General features: G+C 68.2%; 12 protein-coding genes. All 12 read left to right on the top strand.

Annotated features, from left to right (window positions below; all coding sequences use genetic code 11):
- Window positions 1–466 precede the first annotated feature (466 nt).
- The 12 genes from ACWDSL_RS13835 to ACWDSL_RS13780 all read left to right on the top strand — a co-directional run bounded on the left by ACWDSL_RS13835 (window position 467) and on the right by ACWDSL_RS13780 (window position 14,101).
- On the top strand, window positions 467–1,504 hold the full coding sequence (locus ACWDSL_RS13835; RefSeq protein ID WP_450484967.1) for a sugar phosphate isomerase/epimerase family protein: 1,038 nt from the start codon (window positions 467–469) through the stop codon (window positions 1,502–1,504).
- The gene (locus ACWDSL_RS13830; protein ID WP_450484965.1) at window positions 1,501–2,409 is read left to right on the top strand and encodes a transketolase; all 909 of its coding nucleotides are present in this window, start codon (window positions 1,501–1,503) and stop codon (window positions 2,407–2,409) included. Before ACWDSL_RS13835 ends, ACWDSL_RS13830 begins: the two co-directional genes overlap by 4 nt.
- A complete protein-coding gene (locus tag ACWDSL_RS13825; RefSeq protein WP_450484963.1) occupies window positions 2,406–3,365 on the top strand; it encodes a transketolase family protein in 960 nt (319 codons plus the stop codon). Before ACWDSL_RS13830 ends, ACWDSL_RS13825 begins: the two co-directional genes overlap by 4 nt.
- Window positions 3,365–4,834 carry an FGGY family carbohydrate kinase gene (locus ACWDSL_RS13820; protein WP_450484961.1) on the top strand — a complete coding sequence of 490 codons (1,470 nt, stop codon included), beginning with the start codon at window positions 3,365–3,367 and terminating at the stop codon, window positions 4,832–4,834. The genes ACWDSL_RS13825 and ACWDSL_RS13820 overlap by 1 nt, the downstream gene beginning before the upstream one ends.
- Window positions 4,831–5,505 (top strand): DUF2291 family protein, encoded by a 675-nt coding sequence (locus tag ACWDSL_RS13815; RefSeq protein ID WP_450484960.1) that lies wholly within the window; start codon window positions 4,831–4,833, stop codon window positions 5,503–5,505. The genes ACWDSL_RS13820 and ACWDSL_RS13815 overlap by 4 nt, the downstream gene beginning before the upstream one ends.
- Window positions 5,502–7,058 (top strand): sugar ABC transporter ATP-binding protein, encoded by a 1,557-nt coding sequence (locus ACWDSL_RS13810; RefSeq protein WP_450484958.1) that lies wholly within the window; start codon window positions 5,502–5,504, stop codon window positions 7,056–7,058. The genes ACWDSL_RS13815 and ACWDSL_RS13810 overlap by 4 nt, the downstream gene beginning before the upstream one ends.
- Entirely contained in the window at window positions 7,051–8,211 is a 1,161-nt protein-coding gene (locus tag ACWDSL_RS13805) for an ABC transporter permease (protein WP_450484956.1), read from the top strand. Before ACWDSL_RS13810 ends, ACWDSL_RS13805 begins: the two co-directional genes overlap by 8 nt.
- 84 nt (window positions 8,212–8,295) lie before the next feature.
- Entirely contained in the window at window positions 8,296–9,288 is a 993-nt protein-coding gene (locus ACWDSL_RS13800) for a substrate-binding domain-containing protein (protein ID WP_450484954.1), read from the top strand.
- A 123-nt stretch (window positions 9,289–9,411) separates the two neighbouring features.
- Entirely contained in the window at window positions 9,412–10,383 is a 972-nt protein-coding gene (locus tag ACWDSL_RS13795) for a sugar-binding transcriptional regulator (protein ID WP_450484952.1), read from the top strand.
- Between the two features lie 240 nt (window positions 10,384–10,623).
- Window positions 10,624–13,038 (top strand): Orn/Lys/Arg family decarboxylase, encoded by a 2,415-nt coding sequence (locus tag ACWDSL_RS13790; RefSeq protein WP_450484950.1) that lies wholly within the window; start codon window positions 10,624–10,626, stop codon window positions 13,036–13,038.
- A gap of 350 nt (window positions 13,039–13,388) precedes the next feature.
- Window positions 13,389–13,880 (top strand): DUF2975 domain-containing protein, encoded by a 492-nt coding sequence (locus ACWDSL_RS13785; RefSeq protein ID WP_450484948.1) that lies wholly within the window; start codon window positions 13,389–13,391, stop codon window positions 13,878–13,880.
- Window positions 13,880–14,101 (top strand): helix-turn-helix domain-containing protein, encoded by a 222-nt coding sequence (locus ACWDSL_RS13780; protein ID WP_450484946.1) that lies wholly within the window; start codon window positions 13,880–13,882, stop codon window positions 14,099–14,101. Before ACWDSL_RS13785 ends, ACWDSL_RS13780 begins: the two co-directional genes overlap by 1 nt.
- Window positions 14,102–14,165 lie beyond the last annotated feature (64 nt).

Raw genomic sequence — 14,165 nt, 5'->3', positions numbered from 1 at the left:
GCCCGTGTCTTCCTGGATTCGAGCTGATTGCGGGGACGCATCCAGCGGCGCCTGGCCGGTGGCGTGGCTGTCGCAGACACGACGCTTACCGCGTGGTGCCGCCTTGGCCTGGCGCTGTCTGCTCTTACTTGATGTGCGTGCTCCGGGCGCGCACGGCCCATGGCGCACCGCAGTTCGCGGCGTTGGCCGGGGTGGGCCGCTCGCTGGGGCATTCCGTTGGATTGCGCCCTGTTGCCTCCTCCGACTCGGTCGGGCGTGAGTGGTTGTCGGACGACGCGTTACGCATGTCTATTCATGCTTGAGTTGACAGGCCAGAATTCTGGGAGGGGCGCGCGACCCTGTCAACGGGTCGGACGCAAGTCGCTCAAGAGGCCTGCGGGTGGCAGGGAGGGCCGGCGGAAACTCTGTGGTCCTCCTTGCGGTAGAGGGGTTGACGCGCTGGACTCGCGTTCGTAACTTGTCCCGCATGTCGACTCAACAACGCATAGAAATTCAGGAGTCGGTCCGGGACGAGCCGGTCTATGGCGCCGGCGTCTGGCACTTCGCGACCTACGTCGACCGATATGCCACGGACGGGTACGGCGAACCGCGCACCATCCTGGACGCGATCAAGCTGGCCGGCGCGGTCGGTGACCTGTCTGTTCTCGACCTGAACTGGCCCTTCCCGCCGGGCGACATCAGCACCACCGAGGTACGAGCGGCCCTGGCCGAGCAGAACCTCAGGGCCATCGCCGTGACGCCGGAGTTCTATACCGGCAAGTTCGCCAAGGGCGGCTTCACCAACCCCGATCCCGCCGTTCGCCGCCAGGCCATCGATCTGGTCGCCGCCTCGGCCGAGGTCGGCCGTGAACTGGGCGTGGACTACATCAAGATCTGGCCCGGACAGGACGGCTACGACTACCCCTTCCAGGCCGACTACAGCGACCTTTGGTCGAAGTCGGTCGACGCGCTCCGTGAGCTCGCGCAGGGCCACCCCGACCTGAAGTTCGCGATCGAGTACAAGCCGCGCGAGCCGCGGAACCGGATGGTCTTCTCCTCCGTCGCCCGCACCCTGCTCGCGATCCAGGACATGGGGGTGGACAACGTAGGAGTCCTGCTGGACTTCGGACACTCCCTGTACGGCGGTGAAACACCGGCCGAAGCCGCCCGGCTGGCGATCGCCCGCGACAAGCTGTTCGCGATCGACGTCAACGACAACTTTCGCGGCTGGGACGACGACATGGTCGTCGGCTCCGTCCACCTGCTGGAGACCTTCGAGTTCTTCTTCGCCCTGCACGACGCCGGCTGGCAGGGGGTCTGGCAGCTCGACCAGTTTCCCTTCCGTGAGGACCCGGTCGAGGCCGCCCGCACCGGCATCCGCACCATGCGCGCCTTCCATCAGGCCCTGGCCTACCTCGATCGAGAGGAACTTGCCGCAGCGCAAGCGGCGCAGGACGCCCTCAAGGCGCAGCGCCTGGCGAAGCGGGCGCTCTTTCGCGCTCTCGCAGAGAGTGAGTCCGCGTGACCGCGACCCTGGACAGCGCGGCGCCACTGCAGGCCGACGAGAGCGCTGCCCGCGCCTACCACCAGCGCAGCGCACGACTGCGCACCGCGGCACCTGCCGAGGCGGCGGCCGAACTCGCCGAGATCTCGACATCCGTACGGCGCGACATCCTCACCACCATCCAGGCCGCCGGGATGGGACATGTGGGCGGTGACCTCTCCGTCACCGATCTGCTGGTGACCGCCATGTGGGGCACGCTGCATATGCACCCCACCGAACCAGGCAACCCTCGACGCGACCGATTCGTTCTCAGCAAGGGGCACTGCGCCGCAGCTCTGTACTCCACGCTGGCCTCCTGCGGATTCTTCCCCCGAACCCGGCTGAACGAGTTCATGGGCCCGCTGTCGCCGCTCAACGGCCACCCCGCCCGACTGAAGGTTCCCGGCGTGGAGACCAACACCGGCCCGCTCGGCCACGGCTTCCCCGTCGCCACCGGCTGCGCGCTCGGCGCGACGATGCGCGGTGAGACCTGGCGGACGATCGTGGTGCTCGGTGACGGCGAACTCCAGGAAGGCAGCAACTGGGAAGCCGCGATGACCGCCGCCCACTACGGACTGGCCAACCTGACCGCCGTGGTGGACCGAAACCGGCTGCAGCAAGGCGCCCGCACCGAGGACACCAAGTCCCTCGAGCCGCTGGACGCGAAGTGGGCGAGCTTCGGGTGGGAAGTCCGCGTCATCGACGGCCACGACCACCAGGCGATCAAGGAGGCGTACGCGCCCTCCACCACAGGGCGCCCCGTCGCCGTGATCGCCAACACCACCAAGGGCAAGGGTGTGTCGTTCATGGAAGACCGCGTCGAATGGCATCACAAGGTGCCCACCGACGACCAGGTACGTCTCGCGCTCGAGGAGCTGAACCGATGAGCACCGTGGCCGCCCCTGCCCCCGCCCCCACGTTCGACTGCAGGGTCGACTTCGCCGACGAGCTCGCCGCGCTGGCGCGCACCGACGAGCGGATCGTGGCCGTGTGCAACGACTCGGTGGGCTCCAGCAACCTCGTCAAGTTTCGCGAGGAGTTCCCCACCCGCCTGGTCAACGTGGGCATCGCCGAACAAGACCTGGTAGGCGTCTCAGCCGGGCTCGCCAACGCCGGGTTCATCCCGTTCGCGTCCGCTGCCGCGCCCTTCCTCACCGGCCGCGCCCTGGAGCAGATCAAGGCCGATATCGCCTACACCCACCGGCACGTGGTCCTGTGCGGCCAGAGCCCCGGTATGGCCTACGGCGAGCTGGGCCCCACACACCATTCCATCGAGGACCTTTCCTGGATGCGCGCCATCCCGGGCCTGGAGATCATCGTGCCCGCGGACCCGGCGCAGACCCGCGGCGCTGTGCGCTGGGCGGCCGCATCGGGCCGGCCGACCTACATCCGCGTCCCCCGGTTCAAGGTGCCGGCAATAACCCCCGACGACGCGCCTTTCGAAGCCGGCCGAGCCGTGCGCCTCACCCAGGGCACGGATATCACCCTGATCGCGGTGGGCACGATGGTCTCGCGCGCCCTGGAGGCAGCAGACCTTCTCGGCAAGGACGGCATCTCCGCTCGCGTCCTCAACATGACCTTCGTGGAGCCGCTCGACGTGGACGCTGTGGTGGCTGCCGCGCGTGAGACCGGGGCCATCGTCACCGCGGAAGAGGGGCTGCTCTCCGGCGGCCTGGGGGCGGCCGTGGCCAAGGTCGTGGCAGAAAGCCACCCGGTCGCGGTACGCATGCTGGGCGTGCCCGCCTTCGCCCCGACCGGCAGCGCGGCGTTCTTGCTCGACCACTTCGGTCTGACCGCCGACGGTATCGCCGGCACCGCCCGTGAGGTTCTGGGACGGGCGTGATGAAGCCGCACGTTCTCGCCATTGACCAAGGCACCAGCTCCACCAAGGCCGTGCTCCTGGACGCCGCGGGCGATATCGTCTCCCGCGGCCAAGCGGCCCTGCCGCAGTCCCACCCAGGTCCCGGTCTGGTGGAACAGGACGCGACAGCGCTCCTGGACAGTGTGCGCACCGCCGTTGCCGACTGCATGCGGGACGTCGACCCGCGCAGCGTGGCTGGGATCGCCCTGAGCACCCAGCGTGAGTCGGTCGTCCTGTGGGACTCCGCGACCGCCAAGCCAGTCGCCCCGCTGGTCAGTTGGCAGGACCAGCGGGGAGGGGAACGTGCGGCCCGCCTCACCGCCGCGGGCGTCAGCGAGGAGATCCGTCGCCGGACGGGTCTCCCGCTCGATCCGATGTTCTCCGCTCTGAAGATGGCGGCCCTGCTCGACAGCCATGACCCCGCCCGTGCACGCAGCGCGGCCGGTACGCTCCGCCTGGGCACTGTGGACGCCTATCTGCTGCACGCGCTCACCGGAGAGCCGGTCACGGAGATCGGCAACGCCTCACGGACCCAGCTGCTCAGTCTCGCCACCGGCGACTGGGACGACGACCTGCTCGGCTGGTTCAACATCCCCCGGGCCGCGTTGAGCCGGATCGTCCCCTCCACCGGCCCTTTCGGGGCGCTGCGAGGGCTCGCTCCACTGACCGACGGCACCCCGGTGCTGGCCGTCATGGGTGACTCGCACGCCGCCCTGTTCGCCCACGCCGGCTGGCGGCCGGGCACGGTGAAAGCCACCTACGGCACCGGCTCCTCCGTCATGACGATCGCCGACTCGCCCGAACAAGCCGACGGCGTGTGCAGCACCATCGCCTGGTCCACCGGTCGGCCCTGCTATGCGCATGAGGCCAACATCCGCTCCACCGGGCGCACCTTGACCTGGCTGGCGGATCTGCTCGGTACTGAGGCAGAACAACTCATCCGGCTCGCGGCCGACACCGACGCAGGCGACGTGACACTGGTGCCGGCCTTCGGTGGCATCGGGGCACCCTGGTGGGACGCCCAAGCCGTCCCCCTCCTGGCCGGATTCAGCCTGGGAACCGGGCCAGCCCAACTCGCCCGCGCCTGCTTGGAATCGGTCGCCTTCCAGGTCGGCGACGCCCTGGCAGCCCTGCCCGGTCTGCGGCAGGTCGTCGCCGACGGCGGTCTGAGCCGAAGCGACGCACTGATGCAACTTCAGGCCGACGTCAATGGTGTCACCGTGGCGCGCACCCGATATCACGAACTGTCCGCCGTCGGCGCCGCGCACCTGGCAGGACTCGGGCTCGGCCTGTGGACGGCCGCGTACCTGGAAGAGCGCGCTGACGGCGGCCTGCAGACATTCATGCCTACCTGGAACGACGCAGAGCGCCGCAGTGCGGTGGGGCACTGGCATCAGCGCCTCACAGCCGCTCGCCACCTCGGGACACGTGGAAAGCGAAGGACACCATGACGACGACAGACCTGACGCAGGCGGAAAGGAGCACGGTGGTTCGCCCTGGCCTGCTCACCTTGGGCCGCGGTTCCCTCATCGCACTCTTGCTCCTGTTCATTGCCATCGCAGCCACGACGACCTACCGCTCCGACAGCGAGCCCAGGGCCGGCAGCAAACCAAAATTCGACCCCGCGAACTACGCGGCCACAACGTTCGAGCCGAAGATCGTGCCGGCGATCAAGAAGAACGCCGTCGACGTCGTCAAGCTCCACCGGGCCATCGACAAAGACCCGGAAGCAGCCGGCAAACAGTACGGGCACCGCGCGGGCACTGGCCCCTACACCTACGCCGTGACGCTCACCGGAACCGCGGGTGCCGCGAAGAGCGGTCTGCTGCAGGTGACGGTGCCCGGCCTGGACAAGGCGCGCCTGTCCGTGCAGATCGGCCCGGCCATCAACGGCACCTCGCTGCGAGATGCGTCCGGCCTGGTGAGCTTCGGCCAGTTCACCAACCAGGTCGAGTACGCCGATGCTGCAACCGCGCTGAATACCCGGATGAAAGCGAAGGTTCTGAAGTCCTTCGACGCAGCGGCGGTTCGCGGCAAGAAGATCACAGTTATCGGAGCCGTGACGCCGCTGACCGCCGACGTGCTGACCATCACCCCCGTCTCCATCGAGGCGGCATCATGACCGCCGAGACCCGGGCACCGGCCCCACCCGTCCTGCGCGCTGCAGAGATCACCAAGGTGTACGGCGGCACCCAGGCACTCAAAGGCGTCTCCCTGGACATCGCGGCGGGCCGCACCACCGTGCTGTTCGGCGAGAACGGCGCCGGCAAGTCGACCCTGATGAAGATCCTCAGCGCCGTCGAGTCGCCCAGTACCGGACACATCGAACTCGATGGCACAGCAGTGGAGTTCGCAAGTACCCGCGAGGCTTCCGACCAGGGCATCTCCATCATTCATCAAGAGCTCAGCCTGTGCCCCAACCTGAGCATCCAGGACAACCTCTTTCTCGGCCGTGAACACACCCGCCACGGCGGCACCCTGATCCACCGAAGCGCCCAGCGCGAACGGGCACAGGGGGTGCTGGGCAGGCTCGACAAGCAACTGAGCCCGGAGACTTTGGTAGGCGAACTGCGGCTGGGGCAACAGCAGCTGGTGGAAATCGCCCGCGCTCTGCTCCAGAACGCGCGCGTCCTGATCATGGATGAGCCAACCTCCGCGCTCAGCGCTCCGGAGGTGGAGATCCTCTTCCACGTGATCCGCGAGCTCAAGGCCGAGGGCGTAGCGATCGTGTACATCTCGCACCACCTGGAGGAAGCTCTCTCCATCGCTGATGACGTCGCTGTCCTGCGCGACGGCACGATGGTGGCCACCGCACGGGCCGACGATGTCGACCTGGGGTGGATCGTGCGCAAGATGGTCGGCCGCAACCAGGACGACCTCTTCCCCGAACGCAATCCCGCCCTGGGGCCCGCCGCCCTGCAGCTCACCGAACTCTCCGTCGCCGACCCCGCCGTCCCCGGACGGCTGGCAGTGAACACCCTGACCTTCACCGTTCACGCCGGTGAGACCGTAGGCATCTACGGCCTCATGGGCAGCGGCCGTACCGAACTCCTGGAATGCCTGGCCGGGCGGCTCCCCGCCGCCTCCGGGGAGGTCCGCCTGCACGGCGCCCCTCTCCCTGCGAGCGTCCGCGAGCGCATCCGCGCCGGATTGGCCCTCGTCCCCGAGGACCGCCAGCGCGACGGCCTCGTCCAGACCATGTCCGTCGGCCAGAACCTGTCACTGGCCTCGGTCACCCGATTCGTCCGCAAGCTGCTGCTCAATCGCCGTGCCGAGGACAATGCCGTCACCTCGATGATCGCTGACGTTACGGTCAAGACCGCCGGTCCCCGCGCGCCCATCGGGTCCCTCAGCGGCGGCAACCAGCAGAAGGTCGTCATCGGAAAGGCACTGATGACCGGCCCCCGAGTCCTGCTCCTCGACGAGCCGTCCCGGGGCGTGGACGTCGGCGCAAAAGCCGATGTGTTCAAGCTGATGGCCCAGCAGGCCGAGCGCGGCCTCGCCGTGCTCTTCACCACATCCGAGGCCGAAGAGGCACTGCACATACCCGATCGCCTCCTGGTCCTGGTCCGTGGACGGCTGGTCGCCGACCTCAAATCCGGTGAGATCACCCGGGACCGCCTGATGAGCCTGGCCGACGGCGCCGACACCACCGAGAAGGCACATGATGAGTGACACCCTGACCAAGGACCACGAAGTGGTGCTCCAACAGCGCCGTGCAGCTGCGGCGCGGGCCCGGCGCCTCAAGACCGTCGACTCGATCTTCGAACTCCGCGCTTTCATCGCCCTCGGGGTCCTGATCGTCATCTTCAGCCTGTTGTCCGACTCCTTCCTCACCGTCGACAACGTCATCACGATGACCAAGCACGTCGCCATCAACGCGATCCTCGCGCTCGGCATGCTGCTGGTCATCCTCAAGGGCGGCATCGACCTGTCCGTCGGATCAACCGTCGGCCTGTCCGGGGTGATCGCCGGAGAACTCCTCCAAGGGCTGCACCTGAGCCTGCTTGACGTTGTGGCCTACCCACAGGTCTGGGCCGTCATCGTTCTGTGCGTTGCGGTCGGCGCGCTGGTCGGCACCGTCAACGGCATCCTGATCACCCGTCTGAACGTGGCGCCCTTCATCGCCACCCTCGGCATGCTCTACGTGGCCCGGGCCACCGCCCTGCTGATCTCTGACGGTGCCACCTACCCGGATCTTGCAGGCAACCCCAGCACCCACAACACCGGATTCGACTGGCTGGGCCAGGGCCGCCCGCTGGGACTCCCCGTCGCAATCTGGATCATGATTGTGCTGGCAGCGGTCGTCGCCGTACTGCTGCGCTCGACCCCCTTCGGCCGCTGGCTCTACGCCACCGGCGGCAACGAGCGCGCCACCGAGCTCAGCGGTGTTCCCGTCAAGCGCGTCAAACTCATCGTCTATGTGATCTCCGGCGCCTGCGCCGCGGTGTCCGGCCTCATCATCGCCTCCGAACTCACCTCCGCCGCACCGCAGGCAGGCGAGACCTTCGAACTCAACGCCATCGCCGCGGTCGTCATCGGCGGGGCCGCGCTGTCCGGCGGCCGAGGCACCGTACGCGGCACCCTCGTCGGGGCGTTCGTCATCGGCTTCCTCGCCGACGGCCTCGTCATCCTCGGCATCTCCACGTTCTGGCAGATGCTCATCAAGGGGGCCGTCATCATCGTCGCGGTCATCCTCGACCAGAGCCAACAGCGCTTCCAGCGCCGCCGCGCGGACGCGTCCGCGGTCGCCGTCAAACCTGACGCCGAACCGTCAGAGCCCGACGCCGAGCATCCAGCCGGCTCCAGCAAGACGACGGCCCACTGACCCAGTCGGCGCGCCGCACCTCTTCAGCCCATCCCTGACCCGTTGTCCGTTCGCATATCCGCACGCCGTTGTGAGGAGACCAGAATGTTCCACCGCACCCGCCACCAACTCGTCACCACCACCGCAGCCATCACAGCAGGACTGCTCCTCCTGACCGCGTGCGGGAGCTCCGACGACTCGACGGACGGCTCGAAGTCCAGCAAGAGCGGTTCAAAGAGCAACCTGGTCGCCATCATCACGCCCTCCCCGGACAACCCGTTCTTCAAGGCGGAAGGGGACGCCGCCAAGAAGAAGGCCGAGAGCCTCGGCTACAAGACCTCGGTCGCCTCGCACGACGACGACCCCAACAAGCAGAGCGAACTGATAGACGCCGCCATCTCCCGCAAGGCCGCGGCGATCATCCTGGACAACGCCGGCGCCGACGCGTCGATCGGCCCCGTCCGCAAGGCCACCAAGGCCGGCATCCCCGTCTTCCTGATCGACCGGGAGATCAACCAGACCGGCATCGCGAAGGCCCAGATCGTGTCGAACAATGCCCAGGGAGCGCAGATCGCCGCGCAGGAGTTCGTCACAGCGATGGACGGCAAGGGCCAGTACGTGGAGCTCACCGGCAAGGAATCCGACACCAACGCCGACGTGCGTTCCAAGGGCTTCGCCGACGTCATCTCGCAGTACCCGGACCTGAAGCAGGTGGCCAAGCAGACGGCCAACTGGGACCAGCAGGAAGCCTTCACCAAGATGGAGACCATCCTGCAGCGGCACCCGAAGATCCGTGGCATCATCGCCGGAAACGACACCATGGCCCTGGGCGCGGTGGCCGCACTGAAGTCCGCCAAGCGAACCGGTGTCACCGTGGTCGGCTTCGACGGCAGCCCGGACGCCATCACCCAGATCAAGGCCGGCACCATGCGAGCGACCGCGCTCCAGCCCGCCGCCCTGGGTGCCGAGCGTGCCGTAGAGCAGGCGGACAAGTTCGTCAAGACGGGTAAGACCGGACAGCCCGAGAAGCAGGCCATCGACTGCGAGCTGATCACCAAGAAGAACGCCGACGAGTACGGCGTCTTCGCCAAGCGCTGAAGCACGGGACTGTGCGTGCCACTTGTCAGCAGCACGCACAAACCCTCGGCGATAGGGTGTTGCGCGGCGTAGACACGCAGCCCGGCAATCAGCCTGGCCGCCAGGACGAACGAGGATGGAGGCATGGTGGCGGCAGCGTCGTCCACTCCCAGCTCCGACCACATGCGGATGCTGGTGAAAGTAGCCCGCATGTATCACGAGCGCGGAGTACGCCAGCCGGAGATCGCGGCGCATCTCAACATGTCCCAACCGCGCGTCTCCCGCCTGTTGAAGGAAGCTGTCGACCGCGGTGTCGTACGCACCGTGGTGGTTCCCCCAGAGGGCGTGCATGCCGAACTCGAAGACGCGCTCGTGGAGCGGTTCGGCCTGCGAGACGCCGTGGTGGTCGAAGTGGAAGGCGCGGGGATCGATGTCATTCCCGCGCTCGCTGCGGCAACCGCCACCTACCTCGATGCGACGCTCAAGGGAGGGGACGTCATCGGCGTCTCCTCCTGGAGCGCGACCCTGTTGGAGTCGGTCAAGGTCATGCGCGCCAAGACGTCGTCCGTGGCACACGAGGTCATCCAGATCGTCGGCGGTTCCGGCAGCCCTGAAGTACAGCTGCATGCCACCCGCCTGACCAGTCGTCTGGCGGAACTCACCGGCGCTCGGCCGGTGTTCGCTCCGTCCGCCGCCCTGGTAGGCAGCAGTGAGTTGCGGGACCTGCTGTCACGGGAGCCGGCGATGGCCGAGGTCATGCAGGCGTGGTCCCGCCTCACACTGGCTCTCCTGGGCATCGGCAGCCTCGCCCCCTCACCGCTGCTGCGCCGCTCGGGCAATGCCATTACCGCCCAAGACCAGCAGCAGCTCGAGAAGCTCGGCGCGGTGGGCGACGTCTGCGCCCGGTACTTCGATGCCGACGGCAATCCCGTGGACGCGCCCTTCAACGACCGTCTCATCGGCATCGAGCCTGAACGGTTGCATGCGGTGGAACGCCGCATCGGAGTGGCAGGCGGCATGGACAAGGTCGCCGCTATCCGCGGCGCGGCACGGGGTGGATGGATCAATATCTTGATCACTGACGTCGAGGTAGCCCGAGACTTGCTGAACGACTGACCACCCAACCTCTTTCCCCGCCTCACGATTCTGCGGTAGGGGCGGGTAGCGGGCGGCGGTCGGGTCAAACCAGGATCGACTTCTGCAACACTTTGGGGCCCCTGTTGCGAAAGTCAACGTCGGAGCAGCGGTTTCCGCCTTGGCGGTGGTTTGCCGTCCCGGTCGCCACTCTGCCCGGTGCGCCGCCAGGACACTGGCCGGGGGCGGCCGGAGGCGCCGCCGTGGAGGGCGGGGGAGCACATGGCCGACAGCAGGATCCTGGTCGCGGTACCGGAGCACCCTCGGGGCGAGGGTGCCGGGCCCCAGCAGTTACGGAAGATCCGGGACGCGATCGAGGCGGGCGGCTTCGAAGTCCGGTGGGCGGTCACGGCGGAGGACGCGGACGCGGTACTGCGCACCGAGGCTGGTCTGGCTGCGGCGCTGGTGGCCTGGGACCTTCCCAGGGCCGCCGGTGACGGGCCCGGCGCCGCGCTCGCCGCGCCCGGAGGCACACTCGCCCGGCCGGGCAGCACCCTCGACGGGACCCCGGGCGGCGGCGCCGTGCTGCGCCGGATCGGCCGCCGTTTCCGGGACCTGCCGGTCTTCCTGGTGATGGCCGACGAGGGCGTACGGGACCTGCCTCTGTGGGTGTCCGAGTCGCTGGTGGGCTACGTCTGGCCGCTGGAGGACACCCCGGGCTTCATCGCGGGCCGCATCACCACCGCCGCCCGCGCCTACCGGGAATCCGTGCTGCCGCCGTTCTTCCGGGCACTGCGCCGCTTCGACGACGCCCACGAGTACTCCTGGCACACCCCGGCCCACTCCGGCGGTGTCGCCTTCCTCAAGTCGCCGGCGGGACGCGCCTTCCACGACTACTTCGGGGAGCGGCTGCTGCGCAGCGACCTGTCGATCTCGGTCGGGGAACTGGGCTCGCTGTTCGAGCACACCGGCCCGATCGGCGAGGCGGAGCGCAACGCGGCCCGTGTGTTCGGCTCCGACCTCACCTACTTCGTGCTGCACGGCGACTCCACGTGCAACCGCCTGGTCGGCCATTTCAGCGTCACCCGCGACGAGATCGCGCTGGTGGACCGCAACTGCCACAAGTCCGTGCTGCACGGCCTGGTCGTCTCGGGCGCCCGGCCGGTCTACCTGGTCCCCACCCGCAACGGCTACGGCCTGGCGGGACCGCTGCCCCCGGCGGAGATCGCCGCGGACGCGGTAGCGGCCCGGGTCGCCGCGCACCCGTTCACCGAGGGCGCGGTGGCCCCGGACCCGCAGTACGCGGTGTTCACCAACTCCACCTACGACGGCCTCAGTTACAACGCCGTACCCACCGCTCGCGCGTTCGCCGCCAGCACGCCCCGGTTGCACTTCGACGAGGCGTGGTTCGCGTACGCCCGTTTCCACCCGCTCTATGCCGGCCGTTACGGCATGTCGGTGGACGAGGAGGCCTTCCCCGGCCCGGACCGCCCGACCGTGTTCGCCACCCAGTCCACACACAAGCTGCTGGCGGCGCTGTCGCAGAGCGCGATGGTGCACGTGCGGCCCGCACCGCGGGCACCGGTGGAGCATGACCGGTTCAACGAGGCGCTGATGATGCACGGCACCACCTCGCCCCTCTACCCGATGATCGCCTCGCTCGACGTGGCGACGGCGATGATGGACGGCCCGCAGGGCGAGTGGCTGATCGACGAGGCGGTGACTGAGGCGATCCGCTTCCGTCAGGAGATGGTGCGCTTGCGACGGCGGATCGAGAGCGCCGGGGACCGGCCGCCGTGGTTCTTCGGGGTGTGGCAGCCGGACACGGTCACCGACCCGGCGACCGGCGAACGGCTGCCGTTCGAGGAAGCCCCGCCGGAGTTGCTGCGCACCGACCAGTCCTGCTGGCTGCTGGAACCCGGTGCCGACTGGCACGGCTTCCCCGGGCTGACCGAGGGCCACTGCATGCTGGACCCCGTCAAGGTCACGCTGACCTGTCCGGGGATCAGCGCCACCGGCGAGATGGCCGAGGAGGGCATCCCGGCCCGGGTGCTCACCGCCTATCTGGCCACCCGGAAGATCGTTGTGGAGAAGACCGACAGTTACACCACGCTGATCCTGTTCTCCATGGGCATCACCAAGGGCAAGTGGGGCACCCTGCTGGACGCCCTGACGGATTTCAAGGCCCTCTATGACGCCGACGCCCCACTGGAGCGCGTCCTGCCGGAGGCCGTCGCCGCGCACCCCCGCCGGTACGCGGGCCTGACCCTGTGCGAGCTGTGCCAGGAGATGCACGAGCAACTGCGCTCGGTGCGCCTGGTGGAGCTTCTGGACATGGCGTTCCAGCAGCTCCCGCAGCCCGTGGCGCCACCTCAGCACTGTTACCAGCGGCTGGTGCGGGGTGGCACCGAGCGGGTCCGGATCTCGGAGGCGGCGGGCCGGGTGGCCGCCGCCATGGTGACGGTCACCCCTCCCGGCATCCCGGTCCTGATGCCGGGCGAGTCCATCGGCGCACCCGACGGCCCGCTGCTGCGATATCTCACGGCCCTGGAGTCCTTCGACCGCCGCTTCCCCGGCTTCCGCAGCGAGACCCACGGCGTGACCATCGACGAGGACACGGGCGACTACCTGATCGAGTGCCTGTTCCAGGGCGCGGAGCAGCGCCCGGTGCACTCGCCTGGGCGTGTCGGCCAGTAGGACTCCGTTAGGTCTGTCTTGACCTTGGTGTGGTTCTGCTGGGCAGAGGTTGGTGGCAGGTGGTGCAGGTGCCGGTCCAGCAGTTCGGGAGATCCCTGTTCGGTTTCGTGTGACGCCGGCGAATGTGCACCCGCCGGCAAGGCTTCGGCGTAGTCGGATGGCGTCGGATTTGTCGCCAAGCGAGGCCGATTTCGACAAGATCAAGAACCTTCGTGTGCACGCCATGCCACGGCAGGGGGCAGTGGCCTCCCGCCCCGGTGTGAAACCGCTGCCCCACCCTCCGCTCCAGCTCTTGCTTTAGCTATCGATATTCGATAGATTCCCATCGCAATTCGATGGAAGGGTGAGTCATGGGAAAGCTGGCCGTAGGTGCGCTGCGCGCTGTGCTTGTGGTGGTGCTCGTCGGCACCGTGTTCGTGCAGGCAGGGATGGTGTGGGCGTTGGTCAGCGGGAGCGACCCGGAGGACGGGTCGCTCCCGCTGACCCCGCTGCGCGTGATCACGATCCTGGGCATGGTGTCGGTCCAGGTCGCCCTGGTCTGCGTATGGCGACTGGTGACGATGGTGCGGCGCGGAACTGTATTCTCCCACGCCGCCTTCCGCTACGTGGACGGCGTGATCGGCGCGATCGTGGCGGCTGCCCTCGTGTGGTTCGCGGTCACGGCCATCAATGCGCCGGGTCAGCGGGACGACCCTGGCGTCACCGTCATCATGGGCGGGGTTGGCGTGGCCATCCTGGGGGTCGCGCTCATCGTGCTCGTGCTGCGGATGCTGCTCGCCCAGGCCGTCACACGCGACGTCGAAGCGGCGCAGATGCAGGCCGAGTTGGACGAGGTGATCTGATGCCGATCACCGTCGACATCGACGTGATGCTGGCCAGGCGGAAGATGTCCGTGGGTGACCTCGCGGACCGTGTCGGGATCACGCCTGCCAACCTGGCAGTACTCAAGAACGGCCGCGCCAAGGCGGTGCGCTTCACGACGCTCGCCGCGCTCTGTGAGGTGCTCGACTGCCAGCCGGGCGACCTGCTGCGCTGGGAGCCCGAGGACAGTGCGGGCGAATGAACCGTGCCAGCCCGACGCTCATCGCCGATCCCGCTTGCTTGTGACCAACTCCGCGAGCATCCGG

The organism is Streptomyces sp. NPDC000941, from assembly GCF_053599555.1.
This window is presented reverse-complemented; position numbering and strand designations above follow the sequence as displayed.